This window comes from Vibrio sp. QJM3NY_27 (genome assembly GCF_057785955.1).
The window spans coordinates 3,304,159-3,322,919 of sequence record NZ_CM173511.1 but is presented as its reverse complement, the minus strand read 5'-3'; the positions used below and the strand labels follow the sequence as shown (position 1 = coordinate 3,322,919).

16 protein-coding genes are annotated in these 18,761 nt (G+C 45.6%); 7 read left to right on the top strand and 9 right to left on the bottom strand.

The genetic code is table 11. The annotated features are described in order from the left end of the window. Nucleotides 1–76 precede the first annotated feature (76 nt). On the top strand, nucleotides 77–4,279 hold the full coding sequence (gene rpoC / locus AC3CIA_RS14945; protein ID WP_029222058.1) for a DNA-directed RNA polymerase subunit beta': 4,203 nt from the start codon (nucleotides 77–79) through the stop codon (nucleotides 4,277–4,279). A 345-nt stretch (nucleotides 4,280–4,624) separates the two neighbouring features. On the opposite strand, the gene AC3CIA_RS14940 is transcribed toward rpoC, so the two are convergent. Beyond that, on the bottom strand, nucleotides 4,625–5,122 hold the full coding sequence (locus AC3CIA_RS14940; RefSeq protein ID WP_054548255.1) for an Rsd/AlgQ family anti-sigma factor: 498 nt from the start codon (nucleotides 5,120–5,122) through the stop codon (nucleotides 4,625–4,627). Nucleotides 5,123–5,287: 165 nt separating this feature from the next. On the opposite strand from AC3CIA_RS14940, the gene nudC reads away from it, so the two are divergent. Both nudC and hemE read left to right on the top strand, forming a co-directional pair. Beyond that, a complete protein-coding gene (nudC, locus tag AC3CIA_RS14935) occupies nucleotides 5,288–6,097 on the top strand; it encodes an NAD(+) diphosphatase (protein ID WP_146456959.1) in 810 nt (269 codons plus the stop codon). A gap of 299 nt (nucleotides 6,098–6,396) precedes the next feature. Then, a complete protein-coding gene (hemE, locus tag AC3CIA_RS14930) occupies nucleotides 6,397–7,464 on the top strand; it encodes a uroporphyrinogen decarboxylase (RefSeq protein WP_029223216.1) in 1,068 nt (355 codons plus the stop codon). A 108-nt stretch (nucleotides 7,465–7,572) separates the two neighbouring features. Here the strand turns inward: hemE and AC3CIA_RS14925 are convergent, their stop codons facing one another. Both AC3CIA_RS14925 and AC3CIA_RS14920 read right to left on the bottom strand, forming a co-directional pair. Then, nucleotides 7,573–8,166, bottom strand: a complete 594-nt coding sequence (locus AC3CIA_RS14925; protein ID WP_488518271.1) for a uracil-DNA glycosylase family protein — start codon at nucleotides 8,164–8,166, stop codon at nucleotides 7,573–7,575. Continuing rightward, on the bottom strand, nucleotides 8,166–9,092 hold the full coding sequence (locus tag AC3CIA_RS14920; protein WP_488518270.1) for a D-2-hydroxyacid dehydrogenase: 927 nt from the start codon (nucleotides 9,090–9,092) through the stop codon (nucleotides 8,166–8,168). The genes AC3CIA_RS14925 and AC3CIA_RS14920 overlap by 1 nt, the downstream gene beginning before the upstream one ends. A gap of 71 nt (nucleotides 9,093–9,163) precedes the next feature. Here AC3CIA_RS14920 and AC3CIA_RS14915 point away from each other — a divergent pair, with 71 nt between their 5' ends. Next, a complete protein-coding gene (locus AC3CIA_RS14915; RefSeq protein ID WP_054548251.1) occupies nucleotides 9,164–9,751 on the top strand; it encodes a YjaG family protein in 588 nt (195 codons plus the stop codon). A gap of 80 nt (nucleotides 9,752–9,831) precedes the next feature. Here the strand turns inward: AC3CIA_RS14915 and AC3CIA_RS14910 are convergent, their stop codons facing one another. Further along, entirely contained in the window at nucleotides 9,832–10,983 is a 1,152-nt protein-coding gene (locus tag AC3CIA_RS14910) for a CNNM domain-containing protein (RefSeq protein WP_017077566.1), read from the bottom strand. A gap of 270 nt (nucleotides 10,984–11,253) precedes the next feature. Between AC3CIA_RS14910 and hupA the strand changes: the two genes are divergently transcribed. After that, nucleotides 11,254–11,526, top strand: a complete 273-nt coding sequence (hupA, locus tag AC3CIA_RS14905; RefSeq protein ID WP_004729753.1) for a nucleoid-associated protein HU-alpha — start codon at nucleotides 11,254–11,256, stop codon at nucleotides 11,524–11,526. A gap of 47 nt (nucleotides 11,527–11,573) precedes the next feature. After that, nucleotides 11,574–12,272, top strand: a complete 699-nt coding sequence (locus AC3CIA_RS14900; RefSeq protein ID WP_054548250.1) for a DUF1481 domain-containing protein — start codon at nucleotides 11,574–11,576, stop codon at nucleotides 12,270–12,272. Between the two features lie 166 nt (nucleotides 12,273–12,438). On the opposite strand, the gene purD is transcribed toward AC3CIA_RS14900, so the two are convergent. Both purD and purH read right to left on the bottom strand, forming a co-directional pair. Continuing rightward, nucleotides 12,439–13,728, bottom strand: a complete 1,290-nt coding sequence (purD, locus tag AC3CIA_RS14895; protein WP_114634093.1) for a phosphoribosylamine--glycine ligase — start codon at nucleotides 13,726–13,728, stop codon at nucleotides 12,439–12,441. An 85-nt stretch (nucleotides 13,729–13,813) separates the two neighbouring features. Next, nucleotides 13,814–15,406 carry a bifunctional phosphoribosylaminoimidazolecarboxamide formyltransferase/IMP cyclohydrolase gene (purH, locus tag AC3CIA_RS14890; RefSeq protein WP_114634092.1) on the bottom strand — a complete coding sequence of 531 codons (1,593 nt, stop codon included), beginning with the start codon at nucleotides 15,404–15,406 and terminating at the stop codon, nucleotides 13,814–13,816. 325 nt (nucleotides 15,407–15,731) lie between these two features. Between purH and zntR the strand changes: the two genes are divergently transcribed. Beyond that, a complete protein-coding gene (zntR, locus tag AC3CIA_RS14885; RefSeq protein WP_171308893.1) occupies nucleotides 15,732–16,172 on the top strand; it encodes a Zn(2+)-responsive transcriptional regulator in 441 nt (146 codons plus the stop codon). Nucleotides 16,173–16,262: 90 nt separating this feature from the next. On the opposite strand, the gene fis is transcribed toward zntR, so the two are convergent. From fis to prmA, 3 genes are all read right to left on the bottom strand, one after another. Further along, entirely contained in the window at nucleotides 16,263–16,559 is a 297-nt protein-coding gene (fis, locus tag AC3CIA_RS14880; protein WP_004729744.1) for a DNA-binding transcriptional regulator Fis, read from the bottom strand. Between the two features lie 23 nt (nucleotides 16,560–16,582). Further along, nucleotides 16,583–17,551 carry a tRNA dihydrouridine synthase DusB gene (dusB, locus tag AC3CIA_RS14875; protein WP_004729742.1) on the bottom strand — a complete coding sequence of 323 codons (969 nt, stop codon included), beginning with the start codon at nucleotides 17,549–17,551 and terminating at the stop codon, nucleotides 16,583–16,585. Between the two features lie 140 nt (nucleotides 17,552–17,691). Beyond that, on the bottom strand, nucleotides 17,692–18,579 hold the full coding sequence (gene prmA / locus AC3CIA_RS14870; RefSeq protein WP_114634090.1) for a 50S ribosomal protein L11 methyltransferase: 888 nt from the start codon (nucleotides 18,577–18,579) through the stop codon (nucleotides 17,692–17,694). Between the last annotated feature and the right edge of the window lie 182 nt (nucleotides 18,580–18,761).

Below are 18,761 nucleotides of genomic sequence, written 5' to 3'. Positions count from 1 at the left end.
AAAGAAGATTGGATTACTTGGTAAAGGGGGCTCACTTTAGTCGGTGAGCTCCTTTAACTCCTTACAGGAGCTGAACGTGAAAGACTTATTAAACTTTCTAAAAGCACAGCATAAGACCGAAGAATTTGATGCAATCAAAATCGGTCTATCTTCACCAGACACGATCCGTTCGTGGTCTTTTGGTGAAGTTAAAAAGCCAGAAACAATTAACTATCGTACGTTCAAACCTGAACGTGATGGTCTGTTCTGTGCACGTATTTTTGGTCCAGTTAAAGACTACGAATGTCTTTGTGGCAAATACAAGCGCCTGAAGCACCGTGGTGTTATCTGTGAGAAGTGTGGCGTTGAAGTTACACAAACTAAAGTTCGTCGTGACCGTATGGGCCACATCGAGCTTGCTTCACCAGTTGCTCACATCTGGTTCCTAAAATCACTACCGTCTCGTATCGGTCTACTAATGGATATCCCTCTGCGTGATATCGAACGTGTTCTTTACTTCGAAATGTACGTAGTAACTGAACCGGGTATGACTGATCTAGAAAAATCTCAGATGCTTACTGAAGAAGAGTACCTGGATCGTCTAGAAGAGTGGGGTGACGAATTCACTGCTAAGATGGGTGCTGAAGCGATCAAAGATCTGCTTTCAACAATGGACCTTCATCAAGAAGTGGAAGAAATGCGCGAAGAGTTGGAAACAACTAACTCTGAAACTAAGCGTAAGAAAGTTACTAAGCGTTTGAAGCTAGTTGAAGCGTTCATCTCGTCAGGCAACAAGCCTGAGTGGATGATCCTAACTGTACTTCCAGTGCTACCGCCAGATCTTCGTCCTCTAGTTCCTCTAGATGGCGGTCGTTTTGCGACTTCAGATCTGAACGACCTTTACCGTCGTGTGATCAACCGTAACAACCGTTTGAAGCGTCTTCTAGAGCTAGCGGCTCCAGACATCATCGTACGTAACGAAAAGCGTATGTTGCAAGAGTCTGTTGATGCCCTTCTAGATAACGGTCGTCGCGGCCGTGCGATCACGGGTTCTAACAAGCGTCCTCTGAAATCTCTTGCTGATATGATCAAGGGTAAACAAGGTCGTTTCCGTCAGAACCTTCTAGGTAAACGTGTAGACTACTCTGGCCGTTCTGTAATCACAGTAGGTCCATACCTTCGTCTACATCAGTGTGGTCTTCCTAAGAAGATGGCACTTGAGCTATTTAAGCCGTTCATCTACAGCAAGCTAGAGACTCGTGGCATGGCTACGACAATCAAAGCTGCTAAGAAAATGGTAGAGCGCGAAGAAGCGATCGTTTGGGATATCCTAGACGAAGTTATCCGTGAACACCCAGTACTGCTTAACCGTGCACCTACACTTCACCGTCTAGGTATCCAAGCGTTTGAACCAGTACTAATCGAAGGTAAAGCGATTCAGCTTCACCCACTAGTGTGTGCGGCATACAACGCCGACTTCGATGGTGACCAAATGGCTGTACACGTGCCTCTAACTCTAGAAGCACAGCTTGAAGCTCGTACCCTAATGATGTCGACGAATAACATTCTGTCGCCAGCATCAGGTGATCCGATCATCGTACCTTCTCAGGACGTTGTATTGGGTCTTTACTACATGACACGTGACAAGATCAACGTGAAAGGTGAAGGTATGTACCTTGCTGGCCCTGCTGAGGCTGAAAAGGCATACCGTACTAAGACTGCTGAGCTACATGCTCGCGTTAAAGTACGTATCACTGAAACAGTAGTAGACGAAGACGGCAATAGCACAACGAATACTGGCCTAGTAGATACGACTGTAGGTCGTGCAATGCTATGGCAGATCGTTCCTAAAGGCCTTCCGTACAGCATCGTTAACCAAAAGTTAGGTAAGAAGCAGATCTCTACTCTTCTTAACGAGTGTTACCGTAAGCTTGGTCTAAAAGATACAGTAGTATTTGCTGACCAAATCATGTACGCAGGTTTCGCATACGCGGCACTTTCTGGTGTTTCTGTAGGTATCAACGATATGGTTGTTCCTCAAGCGAAATACGACGAGATTGAATCTGCTGAAGAAGAAGTTCGCGAAATCCAAGAGCAATTCCAATCTGGTCTTGTTACTGCGGGTGAGCGTTACAACAAAGTTATCGATATCTGGGCATCTACGAATGACCGCGTTGCGAAAGCAATGATGGATAACCTGTCTTCTGAAACAGTTATTAACCGTGACGGCGAAGAAGAACAGCAAGAATCGTTCAACAGCATCTACATGATGGCCGACTCGGGCGCACGTGGTTCTGCAGCTCAGATTCGTCAGCTAGCAGGTATGCGTGGTCTGATGGCGCGTCCAGATGGTTCAATCATCGAAACGCCGATCACTGCGAACTTTAAAGAAGGTCTAAACGTCCTTCAGTACTTTATCTCAACGCACGGTGCTCGTAAGGGTCTTGCGGATACAGCACTGAAAACAGCAAACTCGGGTTACCTAACTCGTCGTCTAGTAGACGTTGCTCAAGACGTTGTAGTACACGAGCATGACTGTGGCACGCATGAAGGTATCGACATGATGCCTCACATCGAAGGTGGTGACGTTAAAGTTGCACTTTCTGAGCTTGCTCTTGGTCGTGTTGTTGCTGAAGATGTTCTTAAGCCTGGTACTGAAGATGTACTGATTCCACGTAATACTCTGATTGATGAGAAGTGGTGTCAAATCATGGAAGACAACTCAGTAGATAGCATGAAAGTGCGCTCTGTTGTTACCTGTGATGCAGACTTCGGTTGTTGTGCACAGTGTTACGGTCGTGACCTAGCACGTGGTCACCTAGTGAACCAAGGTGAAGCAGTTGGTGTTATCGCTGCACAATCTATCGGTGAACCGGGTACACAGCTAACGATGCGTACGTTCCACATCGGTGGTGCGGCATCTACTGCAGCAGCAGAGAACAGCATCCAAGCTAAGACAACTGGTACTGTGAAGCTTCACAATGCTAAGTTCGTAATTAACAAAGATAAGAAACTGGTTATCACTTCTCGTGCATCTGAGATGACGATTATTGATGAATTCGGCCGTACGAAAGAGAAGCACAAACTTCCTTACGGTTCGATGCTAACCAAAGGCGACAACGCAGCAGTTACTGCTGGTGAAGTTGTAGCTAACTGGGAAGCGCATACCATGCCAATCATCACTGAAGTGGCAGGTCGTATCCAATTCGTAGATATGATCGATGGTATTACAGTTTCTCGTAACACTGACGATCTAACGGGTCTTTCTTCAAGTGAAGTTACAGACGCAGCAGCTCGCCCAGCAGCAGGTAAAGATATGCGTCCAGCTATCAAACTTGTTGATGAGCAAGGTAACGACGTAATGATCCCTGGTACTGATATGCCAGCTCACTACTTCCTACCTGGCAAAGCGATTGTAAACATCGAAGATGGCGCTGAAGTTGGCATTGGTGACACACTATCTCGTATCCCTCAAAAATCGAGCGGAAACAAAGATATCACCGGTGGTCTACCACGCGTAGCTGACCTATTCGAAGCTCGTAAGCCTAAAGAGCCTGCGATCCTTGCTGAGCACACAGGTACTGTGTCTTTCGGTAAAGAAACGAAAGGTAAGCGTCGTCTAGTAATCACTCGTGAAGGCGGTGACGCTTACGAAGAGATGATTCCTAAGCATCGTCAATTGAACGTGTTCGAAGGTGAGAAGATTGAACGTGGTGATGTAATCGCCGACGGTCCTGAAACTCCACACGATATCCTGCGTCTACGTGGTATCCACGCAGTAACTCAGTACATCGCGAACGAAGTTCAAGAAGTTTACCGCTTACAAGGCGTAAAGATTAACGATAAGCACATTGAGACTATCGTTCGTCAAATGCTACGTAAGTGTACAATCACTCATTCTGGTGACTCTCCGTTCCTACCTGGCGAACAAGTTGAGTACCACAATGTTAAGATTGCTAACCGTAAGCTAGAAGCTGAAGGTAAAGAACTAGTACGTTTCGAACGTGATCTACTAGGTATTACTAAAGCATCTCTTGCAACTGAGTCATTCATCTCAGCTGCATCGTTCCAAGAAACGACTCGCGTACTAACAGAAGCTGCGGTTTCTGGTAAGCGTGATGACCTTCGCGGTCTGAAAGAGAACGTAATTGTTGGTCGTCTGATCCCAGCTGGTACTGGTTTCGCATACCACCAAGAGCGTCAAAAGCAACGTGAAGAAGAGCAAGAAGGTCCTTCAGCTGAACAAGCTACTGACAATCTAGCAGCACTTCTAAACGCTGGTTTCTCTTCAGAAGAGTAAGCTCTACGAGTAGTCTCTAAGAGATAAGAAAAGGCACCTTCGGGTGCCTTTTTTGTATCTGGCGTATAGGTGTTTAACGAGAGGCTTATAGATTAGAAGTTGGTAGGTATGCTTGTCGATTGCTTGGCTGGTGGACGTAGTCGATAGTACTTTCTCGAAGGCAGCTTGCGTGTTTACAGGGAGGCGCTGAGGATGAAACCGGTGAGAAGTGTTACGTCGGGTTATCGCAAAACATCAGACTAGGGACGAACCGATAGGCTCTGGTAAAAGAGTTGGATGTGTTAGGTAACGCTACAGACAAAACAAAAAGCTTGCACAGAGGCAAGCTTAGAAGATGTTAAGCCATTAAGCTCCTGGTGGAACCGCTAGGCTGTCGGCAATTTGTTGTATCAGCTGGTCTTCAACCGCAAACCTAGCCTCAAGAATCTCACCTATAAGTGACAGCTCACTATCAAAGCTTTCTAATGTATCACTAGCTTCAATGGCGGCGTACTTATCGGTGAAGTTGAGCAGAGGGTCCGTGGTAAGGACGATATGACCATAAGACTGGTTGATTTCGTCTGTTGCTTTGAAGCCAGTAGACTGCCATTTGTCCATCACCATGTCATAGATTTTGAAATGACCTTCGGAGATGTAATCAACAAGGTGTTGGCTGAATTTTTGGAGTTCTTCTGGAGAAGGCAGTTCGGTGATTGCCGTTGCTTTCGACGATGAAGGCTGTAGAGCGGCAAGCTTACAATACTCAACGATTAGAGACTGTCGAGTTTCGAGCCAATGATCGATGACCTCATTAGAGCCACCCCATTGTTCTTGTATTTGTTTGAATTTATTTAGCATGACCATGTCCTCATGATCTGATCACAACCTTGTGATCATGGTAATTGCCTAAGCAAGGTCCGTTTATTGGTAACTACTAAAAGTAATAGCTTGAAATATTCTCTGCTACAACTCTAGTATGAAATTAGATTGCCAGTAAAATGAACGAACTGCAAGCAATGAGGCATAGGGATGTTAAAAAAAAGTGATAACAAAATGACAGAGCAAGCTTATTGGTGCGTCGTTTCAGGTAGTGATATTTGGGTTAATAATGATCAGTTTCCTTATGGCTCAGCAGAGGAGCTAGGGCTGAGTGTCGAGCATGCAATCTGTATTGGTCAGCATCAAGGTCGTAAGGTGTATTGGCTCAACGACTGTGATGTTGAGAGTGAGTTGACCATGATAAACCTACGTGAGTTATTACACTGGCCTGAATCGAGTTTTCTGACAGCAAGCAAAGCTATCCAGTATGGGCACATGACGCAAAGTATGCGTTTTTGTCCTCAGTGTGGCGGTCGTAATCACCTCAATCATAATCAGGTGGCGATGCAATGCGGAGATTGCCGAACGCTTCATTATCCTCGTATCTTCCCGTGCATCATTGTCGCTGTACGTAACGACAACAAGATATTGCTTGCACAGCACCCAAGGCATAAAACTGGTATGTATACCGTGATAGCGGGCTTCCTAGAGGTCGGAGAAACCTTAGAGCAGTGTGTGGCAAGAGAAGTCAAAGAGGAAACTGGTATCGATGTTGCTAATATTCGTTACTTTGGCAGCCAGCCATGGGCGTTTCCGTCGAGTATGATGATGGCCTTTCTGGCTGACTATGCTGGTGGAACGCTTAAACCAGATTATAGTGAATTGTCGGATGCCCAATGGTTTGATGTAACAAGCCTGCCTGATGTTGCACCAGTAGGAACGATTGCGAGACAATTGATTGAGAAAACTGTGGGTGACGTGGCGAAAGATGATGTGACGGAGCAGACGATAGAGTACTAATTTACCTATGATAGTATTTGGCCTATAGGTGGTCAAAAGCTAAAAAAAACCCTCCACAAGTGGAGGGGGTAAGTAAGATGTCGTTATGAGATGCTGAGTAGTGACTACTCAGATGTTATAATTGTAATTTTCGCTAGCGAACAAATTTTTAACATGCGCCTGCAATTGGGTGCAAATTAAGCATTGATTTAAAAGTTAATAACTTGATCTAGGTTGCAAAGCACACAGCTTTTACCCCTCAATCAGTGTTAGAATACTTGCCATCAAAACTAGACAAGATTGAATTGGAATTGAACGGAATGACCGAATTAAAAAATGATCGCTATTTACGCGCACTTTTAAAGCAGCCTGTTGATTGCACTCCAGTATGGATGATGCGCCAAGCGGGTCGCTATCTTCCTGAATACAAAGCAACGCGCGCTGAAGCGGGCGATTTCATGTCTTTGTGCAAGAACGCGGAACTAGCATCAGAAGTAACACTTCAGCCTTTGCGTCGTTTCCCGCTTGATGCGGCAATCTTGTTCTCTGACATCCTAACTATCCCAGATGCAATGGGTTTAGGTTTGTACTTCGAAACAGGTGAAGGCCCTAAATTTGAGCGTCCGATTACTTGTAAAGCTGACGTAGAGAAGATTGGCCTACCTGATCCAGAAGGTGAGCTTCAATACGTAATGAACGCTGTTCGTCAGATCCGTAAAGATCTGAAAGGCGAAGTACCACTGATTGGTTTCTCTGGTAGCCCTTGGACATTGGCGACTTACATGGTTGAAGGCAGCAGCTCGAAGGCATTTACTAAAATCAAGAAGATGATGTATGCAGAGCCACAAACGCTGCACTTACTTCTCGATAAGCTTGCTGACACTGTTATTGAATACCTGAACGCGCAAATTAAAGCGGGTGCTCAATCGGTAATGGTATTCGATACATGGGGTGGTGTACTTACTCCGCGTGACTACAACCTGTTCTCACTGCAGTACATGCACAAAATTGTCGATGGCCTAATCCGTGAAAACGAAGGTCGCCGTGTACCGGTTACTCTGTTCACTAAGAACGGTGGCATGTGGCTAGAATCTATCGCAGCGACAGGCTGTGATGCAGTTGGCCTAGACTGGACAATCAATATTGCTGATGCAAAAGCACGTATTGGCGATAAAGTGGCTCTACAAGGCAACATGGATCCATCAGTACTTTACGCACAACCTGAGCGTATTCGTGAAGAAGTCGGCACTATCCTTGAAGGTTTTGGTGACGGCGGTACTGGCCACGTATTTAACCTTGGCCATGGTATTCACCTAGATGTGCCACCAGAAAATGCTGGTGTATTTGTGGACGCAGTTCATGACCTATCTAAGCCATACCACAAGTAATTCAGTATGTGTTTTTAGAAAAAGCGCTGTCGAGAAATCGGCAGCGCTTTTTTATTATCTTTTTATCCGCACCCAATATCGGCTTGATCATCATTGATGTGCAGCTAATTAGGCATTTGGATCATGGTAGGCCAAATGCTCCGAGATGTGCTTTTGGATGTAAGGAATAACGTCACTTTCAAACCAAGGGTTCTTCTTGAGCCAGATATTATTGCGTGACGAAGGGTGAGGTAGAGGCAAAAACTCAGGCGCCCACCTTTGCCAATCACGCACGGTTTCTGTCAGCGTGCTGGTGGTTTTGTTTGTAAGGTAATGGTTTTGTGCGTACTGACCAATCAGCAGTGTCATTTGGACGTTAGGCAGTGATTGCAGCACTTTGTTATGCCAAAGCTCCGCACACTCTTTACGTGGTGGGAGATCGCCACTCTTTCCCTTTCCCGGATAACAAAGTCCCATAGGAACAATCGCGACTTTTTGTTCGTCATAAAACGTATCGCTATCTATCCCTAACCATTCTCTTAATCGTTCGCCACTGGCATCATTCCAAGGGATCGATGACTCATGAACCTTGATGCCGGGTGCTTGCCCAATGATAAGCAAGCGCGCGTTTGGATGCGCTTGAATCACCGGGTTAGCACCGTGTGATAGGTGAGGCTCACAAGCTCGGCATTGTCGAATCTCTTTGAGTAACGGTGAGGGCATCAGTAACCTTTATCAAAATCGATGACATGGTTAAGTTTAAAGCCATCTCGCCACTGTTGGTAATTCTCGGCGAAGAGCTCTACCACCTGCCTTGGCTCACTCAGCGCTGCAATGTGCGGGGTGATGGTCACTTGCGGCAATGTCCAGAAAGGGTGTTCCTGCGAGAGGGGCTCACTTTCAAACACATCCAAGAAAGCGTGCTCAACCCATTTATTCTTAATCGCAAGCAGCAAGGCTTTGTTATCTAAGCTCTCTCCTCTGCCAACATTAAAGAGCAGCACATTCGAGCAGTAACTTAAGGTCGTTTGATTGAGTAATTGATAGGTTTCAGCTGTTGATGGCAAGGTGTTGACCACAATATCCGCTTGCTTAAGGGCAGCCTCTATCTCATTGATGTGGAAAATGTCTTTAAAGGTCTCTTGCTTTGATGGGATGCCGGTACGGTTGACTCCAATGGTATGAATACCAAAGGCAGCTGCGGTTTTCGCTAAATGACTTCCGATTGAACCTGTCCCTAAAATCACCATGGTTTTGTCAGTTAGGCTAGTATATAGCTGTGGTTGCCAGCTTCGTTGTGCTTGTTGCTGGTGGTAATGAGTGAAATGTCTAAAGTGGCTGATTGTGTAACCCAATACGTATTCGGCAATGGCAGGGCCGAAGATGCCTTTGACGTTAGTCAACGTGTAGTCCTGACGTAAATTCGGTTGGGTTAATTTGTTGATCCCTGCATAGGTACTTTGCACCCAATCCAGATGCTTAAACTCATCAAGACGCTCTGCGATCAGCGGAGGAGAGGCCAAGACGATCTCCGCTAACTCGGGGTTTGAGGTGATTTCTAGGTCAGGTAAATCTCGGTTTACAATCAGTTGCGTGTAAGTATCGTCATGCTCGGTAAGAATATAGAGCTTATTCGTAAAATTGTTCATCGGCCTACCTTTTCCATCCTAGGTTTATCAAGTACACTTTCGCTGTCTTTTTCTGCAATTATTGAGTGACTATGCTTCAGAATCCACTGCAGGTTCGTCTAGAAAAGTTAGAACCTTGGCAACAAATTACCTTTATGGCGTGTCTATGTGAGCGTATGTACCCTAACTATGCCATGTTTTGTGAGAATACAGAATTTGCGGAAGCTCGAATCTATCGTGATGTTTTGGATAGCATTTGGGAGATCCTAACCGTTAAAACGGCAAAGGTGAATTTTGAGCGTCAACTTGAGAAAGTCGAAGAGCTATTCCCAAGTGGAGATGATTTTGATTTTTACGGTGTTTACCCTGCGATGGACGCGTGCCAAGGCTTGGCAACGTTAATTCATGGCTTACTTGATCGTGAACATCTGCTTGAAACTGTCATTAAAGTGAGTCAACAATCGGTGAAGACGGTTGCTGAGCTTGAGTTTGCTCAAGGCGCTGAAGAAGTGACAAACGAAAATCAGAAAGAAAACGAAGCGGTGTGTGAAGAGTGGGACGTTCAGTGGGCCATCTTCCGACCTCTACGTGAAACGACTGAGCGTGACCTAGATCTGATCAAAGATCTACGCCACGAACTGCGTGAAGACCCAGTAAGTAATATTGGTGTAGCGTTATAATTCGCTATCGCACCAAAGTACGAATAAAAACAAAGGCTCCCTAGGGAGCCTTTGTTGTATCTGACGGTATCAAATTGAGATTAAGCGTCTTTTTTGTCTTCTTTTTGAACCTTGTCTTCATCCGCTGACTTTGAGTCTGAGGTGTCGTTGTCTGTTAGAGTTTTTTCCTCTAGCTCGTCCTCTTCATCGCGGTTTTCGATAACACCGTGTGTTTCTTTCCATTGTTCCCAACGTTGAAATGCCAGTTCTTGCATGTCAGTTGTCTTATCTGCCTCGTCGACGATCTCTTCGCCCACTAGGTGCTCAAAGATATCTTCTAGGGTGATGATGCCCTGAATCGTACCGTACTCGTCAACCACTAAAGAAAGCTGCAGGCGGTTTGCCATCATTTGGTCAAAGGCTTTAGCCAAGCCCATATTGTTCAGCAACACGTGGATAGGGCGCATTACTTCACCCAGAGCTTTCTCGCCACAACCCGCTTGTTGTAATCTAAACAGCTCCAGACGGTGTACAAAACCAATGATGTTGTCAGTTTGCTCGCTGTAAACCAATGGGCGCGAGAATGGTGTGTCTTTGTGTTGCTCTAGGAACGTATTCACGCTCATTTCGGCATCGACGCGGAATACAACAGGGCGCGGCGTCATTACTTGAGTCACGGGCACATCTTGAATGCCTAATAGGTTGCTCAGAATTTTTGATTCGCCTTCAGCAAACTCACCACTCTCTTTTGCCAAAATAGCCATTGCGGACAGCTCATCACGCATTTTTGGTGCTTGGTGGCCACGAGCAAGACGTTTGGTGATCTGTTCTGAGAACCAGACAAACGGTGTTAGAAAGAAAACCATCCAGCGAAGTACGTTTGATGATGCTGGAGCAAGTTGGCGCCAGTAGGTTGCACCAATGGTTTTTGGAACAATCTCAGACAAAACCAAAATACCCAAAGTCAGTACGGCAGAGAATACACCTAACCATTGGCTACCAAAAACCACAGCCGCTTGTGCACCTGCCGTCGCAGCACCGATTGTGTGCGCGATGGTGTTGAGCGTTAAAATTGACGCGAGCGGGCGGTCAATGTCTGTTTTCAGTTTGTCTAAAGACTCTGCTGCAGGGTGCCCATTTTGTTTTAGTTGAGCAATATAGCTCGGACTAATACTCAAAAGTACAGCTTCTAAAACAGAACAAATGAAAGAAACTCCAATAGCAATGGAGACGTAAATAGTTAGCAGCAGCATGTTTGCCCTTAAATTAAATTGTACGCTTTAGCAGCGATTCAGCGTGGATTATAGAGATAAAGTAGTGGCTAGGTCATCATTAATTTGCCTCTCAGCCCCTTTTAAACAAGGGCTTGCTCAATAAAATCAGTAACAAATTGTGAGTTATTACTCATATTATGGCTAAAACTACGGCATTAGAGCTAAAGATCGACGACAAACCTTTGCCAGATGGGGCATTTATGTTTTAGAGTAAATTGAATTCAAAAATACAAAGAAGGGAAACCTAAAATGAACAAGACTCAATTAATCGACTTTATTGCTGAAAAAGCGGACCTTTCTAAAGCACAAGCTAAAGCTGCTCTAGAAGCGACTCTTGGCGGTGTTACAGATGCTCTTAAAGATGGCGATCAAGTTCAGCTAATTGGTTTTGGTACTTTTAAAGTAAACCACCGTGCAGCTCGCACTGGTCGTAACCCAAAAACTGGTGATGAGATCCAAATCGCTGCTGCAAATGTTCCAGCATTTGTTGCAGGTAAAGCGCTGAAAGATTCAGTGAAATAATCTAAACTGTACCGAGGTAGTCGTATTCCACCTCGGTACAGGTTTTTATGAAAAAAGCATTTCTTCTCGTTTCACTATTATCTACATTCCTCATTGGCTGTTCATCAACCAGCCCCAGCAAAAACCTAGAGCAATTTGAAACTCACACCGGCGGCCAAGTCATGGGCGACGCGACAAGTTTCTACTGGGTCACCAACAAGCTAACACAACCTCATACTTCTGCTGACTATGTCACCATGGGCGATTACGGCTGGTACAAAACTGACTATGTTTGGTCGGAAGATGTGCTTCGTGAATTTGTACGTGAAGGTGAGCTACGCGATGATTCACTGGCGTTGGTTCCATATCGTGTACATGTGCGCTTTAATCAGTCTGGTGAGGCTGTGTATCAACAGTATCGTATTGGTAAAAAAGTATTACCGTTACAGTCGGTTCAACTCGACAGATATAAACAGGAAGCGACATCCGTACTCGATGTTACCGAGAAGCAAAATGATGAAGGGTTAGAACTTTTGCAGGGCTATTGGAATGGCAAAACGTTTCAGACTTGTTCTGGTAAACAGTTTGATGACTTTGAGTTCAACCAAACATTGCCTAATTTTGTGATTAACCGTTTATCGTCTGTAGAGAGCTATGGTGCTTTTGTCGGTAAAGCGTCTTTGAGAAAATTGTCGGTTGCTGAGTTTTTGATATTGGCAGATGAAAATCATGAGTGTGTATCAAGGCCCTCATTGCTGAAAGAATAGAGATCGCTTGAACAGTATCAGAGCATTTGGCCTACTATAGGCTAAGTGCTTATTTGTCTGTACAGGTACGAATAAGCAATAAAAAGGCGCCTATCGAGGCGCCTTTTCTTTTTATTCAGTTGCAGTCATTCAGTTACTGCCATTTGAATCTAGCGAATGATACTGATTACTGCTCTTGCTCGCGCGCAATCGCACGGTAACCAATGTCATTGCGGTGGAACATACCATTCCAGCTAACTTGCTTAGTTAACGCGTAAGCGCGCTCTTGAGCCTCAGAAACCGTATTGCCCAGTGCTGTTGCACAAAGTACACGACCGCCGTTTGTCACCACATCGCCAGCTTCGTTATTTGTCGTACCTGCATGGAAAACCTTTTGGCCTTCAACTTCGCTTGTTGGTAGTGAAATAACGTCACCTTTTGCGTAGTCAGCAGGGTAACCACCAGCCGCAAGAACAACACCGATAGAAGCGCGTGGATCCCACTTCGATTCTGCTTCGTCGAGCTTCTCGTCGATAGCCATTAGGCAAAGTTCAACAAGGTCTGACTCCATACGCATCATGATAGGTTGCGTTTCTGGATCGCCGAAGCGGCAGTTGTATTCGATAACTTTAGGTGTGCCGTCAGCATCGATCATTAGGCCAGCGTAAAGGAAACCTGTGTAAGGTGCGCCTTCCGCGTCCATGCCACGTACCGTTGGGTAGATAACTTCTTCAAGGATACGGTTGTGGATTTCTGGAGTTACAACCGGCGCAGGAGAGTAAGCACCCATGCCGCCCGTGTTAGGCCCTGTGTCTTTGTCGCCAACACGTTTGTGATCTTGGCTGGTGGCCATAGGAAGTACGCTAGAACCGTCAACCATTACGATGAAGCTTGCTTCTTCGCCTTCAAGGAACTCTTCGATAACCACGCGGCTGCCAGCTTCGCCAAAGGCGTTGCCCGCTAGCATGTCTTTGATTGCGTCTTCTGCTTCTTCAAGGGTCATCGCAACGATAACTCCTTTACCCGCAGCAAGACCGTCAGCTTTCACTACGATTGGAGCACCTTGCTCGCGAACGTAAGCGATAGCTGGCTCAATCTCAGTGAAGTTTGAGTAGTAACCTGTTGGGATCTCATGACGAGCTAGGAAGTCTTTAGTGAATGCTTTAGAGCCTTCAAGCTGTGCTGCGGCTTGAGTAGGGCCAAAGATTGGCAAACCTACTTCGCGGAATGCATCAACCACACCGATAACCAATGGTGCTTCAGGGCCCACGATAGTCAGTTCGATTTTCTTCTCTTGAGCAAACGCGACTAAACCAGCGATGTCTTCAACGCCAATCTTTACGTTTTCAAGTTTAGGCTCTAGCGCAGTGCCTGCGTTGCCTGGAGCAATGAATACTGTTTCAACGTTTGGGTTTTGTGCCGCTTTCCAACCCAAAGCATGTTCTCTACCGCCAGCACCGATGATTAATACGTTCATGTTTCAATCCTTAAGTCTTTAATTCTTAAAAGCCCCTCAAAATTGAGAGGCTCGATAGCTACTAATTGTTTAGGTGAACTAAATATTAGTGGCGGAAGTGACGCATGCCAGTAAAGATCATCGCCATGCCGTGTTCGTCTGCTGCTGCGATAACTTCGTCATCACGCATAGAGCCACCCGGTTGGATAACACACTTGATACCCGCTTCAGCTGCCGCGTCGATACCGTCACGGAATGGGAAGAATGCATCTGATGCCATTGCACATCCTTCAACAACCAAACCTTCGTCAGCAGCTTTGATGCCTGCGATTTTCGCAGAGTAAACGCGGCTCATTTGGCCAGCGCCGACACCAATCGTCATGTCGCCTTTCGAATAAACGATAGCGTTAGATTTAACGTACTTCGCTACTTTCCAGCAGAATAACGCATCTTTCAGCTCTTCAGCGGTTGGTTGACGCTTAGAAACTACTTTCAGGTCGTCTTCTGACACCATGCCTTGGTCGCGATCTTGAACTAATAGGCCGCCGTTAACGCGTTTCACGTCAAAACCTGTTGTCTTAGTTGTCCACTCACCACACTCAAGCAGGCGAAGGTTTTTCTTAGCCGCTACGATTGCTACTGCTTCAGCAGAAACAGATGGTGCAATGATAACTTCAACGAATTGACGCTCAGTGATAGCTGTTGCTGTTGCCGCGTCTAGTTCACGGTTGAATGCGATGATGCCGCCAAATGCAGACGTTGGGTCTGTTTTGAATGCGCGGTCGTAAGCTTCTAGGATATCTGTACCTAATGCTACACCACATGGGTTAGCGTGCTTAACGATCACACATGCTGGCTCGTTGAACTCTTTCACACACTCAAGCGCTGCGTCAGTGTCAGCGATGTTGTTGTAAGAAAGGGCTTTACCTTGAATTTGGCGAGCAGTCGATACTGATGCTTCTTCAGGGTTCGCTTCAACGTAGAATGCTGCTGCTTGGTGGCTGTTCTCACCGTAGCGCATGTCTTGCTTCTTCTCGAACTGTTGGTTGAACGTGCGAGGGAACTTACTCTCTTCATCGCCTTCCTTGTTCGCGCCGTAGCTAGGAACCATAGTGCCGAAGTAGTTAGCGATCATGCCGTCGTAAGAAGCCGTGTGCTCAAATGCCGCGATAGCGAGGTCGAAGCGAGTCTCTAGGGTTAGAGATTGCTCGTTAGCGTCCATTTCAGTGACAACGCGCTCGTAGTCGTGTGCGTTTACAACGATCGTTACGTCTTTGTGGTTTTTCGCTGCAGAGCGAACCATTGTAGGGCCACCGATGTCGATGTTCTCAACAGCGTCAGCAAGGGTACAATCTTCTTTAGCAACGGTTTCTGCGAATGGGTATAGGTTTACAACAACCATATCGATAGGGTTGATACCGTGAGTTTCCATCACGTCATCATCTTGGCCACGACGGCCTAGAACACCACCATGAACTTTAGGGTGCAGAGTCTTAACACGGCCATCCATCATTTCTGGGAAACCAGTGTAGTCAGATACTTCTGTAACAGAGATGCCTTTTTCAGCAAGCAGGCGAGCAGTGCCACCGGTAGATAGGATATCTACACCACGGTTAGCAAGAGCTTGTGCAAATTCAACGATACCAGTTTTGTCTGATACGCTGATGAGAGCGCGGCGAATTGGACGAGCGTTATTCATGCTTCCATCTTCCTCAAATTCATGGGGTTAAAATAAAGATATTTGCCAAAAAAGAACTTGTTTCTATCTTCTTAGCGTGGATTATCTTAGATACCAGTAAGAGATAAAATATTGGCCAGTTTTGGTAAAGACCTTTTGGGTTAGTCTTATGATTAAGCTATAAGATAACCAACTCCAAATTTGATGGCGCAGATTCTAACTAATTTATTACAAAAAAGCTCGCGCAATCGTTTGGCATCTCAAAATTAATTATGAAAAGTGCCATTTCAGCCTGAAAAGTAACGATAAGGTTAATTGTGGAATGGACGGAACAGTAGGAAAAAACATGTTTCAGATAGGTGAATTAGCGAAACGATGTGGTGTGACAGCCGATACCTTACGATTTTATGAGAAGAATAACCTGATTGCGCCAGCCAGTCGCAGTGAGTCGGGTTATCGTCTATATGATGAAAATAACCAGAAACAGGTGACGTTTATTCTCAAATCTAAAGCGTTGGGACTGAGTCTGGACGAGATTAAAGAATTGCTTGAGATTCGTCTCGAAGCCACACAGCACAGTTGCGCCGAAGTGAAATCAATTACCTCAGCAAAACTAGAGATGATCGATGAGAAGATTTCCGAGTTAACCAAGATTCGCACGGCGCTTAAAAAGATTAATGATGCGTGTTGTGGCCACGTAGACGACGATGCAAGCCATTGTTCTATTCTGGCAGCCTTGGATTCAGCAAACGTTGATAAAGAGCGCTGCTGTCGCACTGGAGAGTAATCAGCCACCTATTACGGTTCGACAAGCCAAAAAAAAGCCAAACTCAAAAAATGAGCTTGGCTTTCCATTCAATAAATTACGAAAGAACGATTAGTTCATGCCGTATTTTTTAAGTTTCTTGCGAAGAGTACCGCGGTTAATACCCATCATGGTTGCTGCGCGAGTTTGGTTACCGCGAGTGTACTGCATGATAGTGTCTAGTAGTGGCTGTTCAACTTCAGCTAATACTAATTCGTATAACTCGCTGACTTCTTGACCGTTTAATTGAGCAAGGTAATTTTTCAATGATGCTTTAACTGAGTCACGTAGTGGTTTCTGCGTGATTTGGTCTTGTGATGTAACTGTAGTTACTGTCAATGCTTCTGAAGTCAGATTTTGTTCGAACATATTCGGTCTAGCTCTTCTCGTAATTATGGTGCAACGTTATCAAAAAAACCTTCTAGCGCTTCAAGCTGCAGATCACCTGCTTCGAATGCGTTGAAGGTACGGCGAAACTCACTCGCTTGTTCATGTTCTTTTAGGTACCAACCCACATGCTTACGAGCAATTCGGGGGCCTAAAAACTCGCCATAAAACTCATGTAGAGCGTTCACATGACCAAGCATGATGTCTTTCACTTCCGAAATCGGGAGCGGGTCCATCGTGGTGCCGTTTTCCAAATAGTGTAGGATTTCGTTAAAAATCCAAGGACGTCCTTGGGCAGGTCGACCTATCATTAAAGCATCAGCACCGGTGTACTCCAGCACAAACTTCGCTTTTTCCGGGCTATCGATATCACCGTTAGCGATAACCGGAATAGATACTGCTTGTTTCGCTGCTTTAATGTGTTTGTACTCTGCCTCACCTTTGTACATACAAGCGCGAGTTCTCCCATGAAGGGCAAGAGCTTGTATGCCGCAGTCTTCGGCTATTTTCGCGATTTGAACACAGTTTCTGTTGTCTGTGTCCCAGCCTGTGCGCGTTTTCAACGTTACTGGAACGTCGACAGCATTTACCACCGCTTTCAGAATGTCTTCAATGAGTTCTGGATGCTGCAGTAGGGCTGAGCCCGCAAGCTTCTTATTCACTTTTTTGGCTGGACACCCCATGTTGATATCGATGATTTGCGCACCGTTATCGACATTAAATTGAGCAGCCTCGGCCATAAGCTGTGGATCTGCACCAGCGATTTGTACTGAACGAATGCCCGATTCGCCTTCATGTACCATACGCTGCTGAGACTTTGACGTTTTCCAAACTTTAGGATTGGAGGACATCATTTCACTGACTGCCATCCCCGCACCGTAACGAAGACACAACTCACGGAATGGTCTATCCGTTACGCCAGCCATAGGAGCGACGATTAGATTGTTCTTAAGTTGATAATTTCCGATTTTCAAAAATGTCATCACAGTTCTGTACCAGCAAGGGCGCGCATTTTACGCATTTTTTCGCTGCGTGAAAAGACTAATATTTGAGCATTTACAATTTGTTTTTGTAATTTGTTTAAATTTCAGTCAATTAGCGCTCAAAGTCTTACCTAGCCTTGCTTCTGACCTGAGATTCGACACCATTCTTGTTGTTCAATGATCGGATCAATGTGAAGCTCATCACGATAATAAGTCGCAACATCTTCCGCTTGTGTATCTAAAACACCCGACATCGCAAGTACACCATTTGGCTTAATTAGGCCTTTGATGATGCCTGAAAGGTCGCGTAATGGACCTGCAAGGATGTTGGCAACAACAACGTCAGCTAGCAAACCTTCCGGTTGATCTTGTGGTAGGAACACCTCTAGCTGCTCAGCAACACCATTGCGTTGTGCGTTGTCTTTTGAAGCAAGCAGAGCTTGAGGATCAATGTCGATCCCGATAACTTTTTCCGCGCCTAGTTTGATCGCAGCGATAGCTAAGATGCCTGAGCCACAACCGAAGTCGATCACGGTTTTGCCTGTCAGGTCTAAGCCTTCAAGCCACTCAAGACACAATGCTGTTGTTGGGTGAGTACCTGTACCAAATGCAAGACCAGGGTCTAGCATTACGTTTACAGCGTCAGGTTCAGGGATATCGCGCCAGCTCGGGCAGATCCATAAACGCTCACCAAACTTCATTGGGTGGAAGTTGTCCATCCATTCACGTTCCCAATCCTTGTCTTCAATTTGCTCTACTTTATGAGCAAAGTCTGCAGGGAACATGTTGCTTGCTTTAATCTGCGCTAGAACGACACCAGTATCAGTCTCAGCGTCGTAAAGCGCGAGAATGTCAGTATCACCCCAAAGGCGAGTTTCACCCGGCAGAGGCTCAAATACAGGGGTATCTTGTGCATCCAGGAAAGTTACGGAAAGAGCACCAGTCTCTTCCATTAACATGTCGCCGATTTGTTCGGCATTTTCATTGGTCGCATTAAGCTTGATTTGAATCCAAGGCATGGCTGCATCTTCTATATGAGAAAAATTGGATGGGGAGTCTAGCAGAAAATATGAGCAAATTCATCAAAACCCCACGCATTATCATGGGGATTTTAGCTTGCCTTTTCCGGAGCACTAAAAACAAAAATGCTCACCGAAGTGAGCATTTTTTAGTGTTCTATAGCGAACTCATTACGGAAGGC

What these genes read in the sequence shown, in the direction of transcription:
- AC3CIA_RS14940 (WP_054548255.1), bottom strand. Translation starts at nt 5,122, where the DNA reads ATGGTCATGCTAAATAAATTCAAACAAATACAAGAACAATGGGGTGGC.
- nudC (WP_146456959.1), top strand. Translation starts at nt 5,288, where the DNA reads ATGTTAAAAAAAAGTGATAACAAAATGACAGAGCAAGCTTATTGGTGC.
- hemE (WP_029223216.1), top strand. Translation starts at nt 6,397, where the DNA reads ATGACCGAATTAAAAAATGATCGCTATTTACGCGCACTTTTAAAGCAG.
- AC3CIA_RS14925 (WP_488518271.1), bottom strand. Translation starts at nt 8,166, where the DNA reads ATGCCCTCACCGTTACTCAAAGAGATTCGACAATGCCGAGCTTGTGAG.
- AC3CIA_RS14920 (WP_488518270.1), bottom strand. Translation starts at nt 9,092, where the DNA reads ATGAACAATTTTACGAATAAGCTCTATATTCTTACCGAGCATGACGAT.
- AC3CIA_RS14915 (WP_054548251.1), top strand. Translation starts at nt 9,164, where the DNA reads ATGCTTCAGAATCCACTGCAGGTTCGTCTAGAAAAGTTAGAACCTTGG.
- AC3CIA_RS14910 (WP_017077566.1), bottom strand. Translation starts at nt 10,983, where the DNA reads ATGCTGCTGCTAACTATTTACGTCTCCATTGCTATTGGAGTTTCTTTC.
- hupA (WP_004729753.1), top strand. Translation starts at nt 11,254, where the DNA reads ATGAACAAGACTCAATTAATCGACTTTATTGCTGAAAAAGCGGACCTT.
- AC3CIA_RS14900 (WP_054548250.1), top strand. Translation starts at nt 11,574, where the DNA reads ATGAAAAAAGCATTTCTTCTCGTTTCACTATTATCTACATTCCTCATT.
- purD (WP_114634093.1), bottom strand. Translation starts at nt 13,728, where the DNA reads ATGAACGTATTAATCATCGGTGCTGGCGGTAGAGAACATGCTTTGGGT.
- purH (WP_114634092.1), bottom strand. Translation starts at nt 15,406, where the DNA reads ATGAATAACGCTCGTCCAATTCGCCGCGCTCTCATCAGCGTATCAGAC.
- zntR (WP_171308893.1), top strand. Translation starts at nt 15,732, where the DNA reads ATGTTTCAGATAGGTGAATTAGCGAAACGATGTGGTGTGACAGCCGAT.
- fis (WP_004729744.1), bottom strand. Translation starts at nt 16,559, where the DNA reads ATGTTCGAACAAAATCTGACTTCAGAAGCATTGACAGTAACTACAGTT.
- prmA (WP_114634090.1), bottom strand. Translation starts at nt 18,579, where the DNA reads ATGCCTTGGATTCAAATCAAGCTTAATGCGACCAATGAAAATGCCGAA.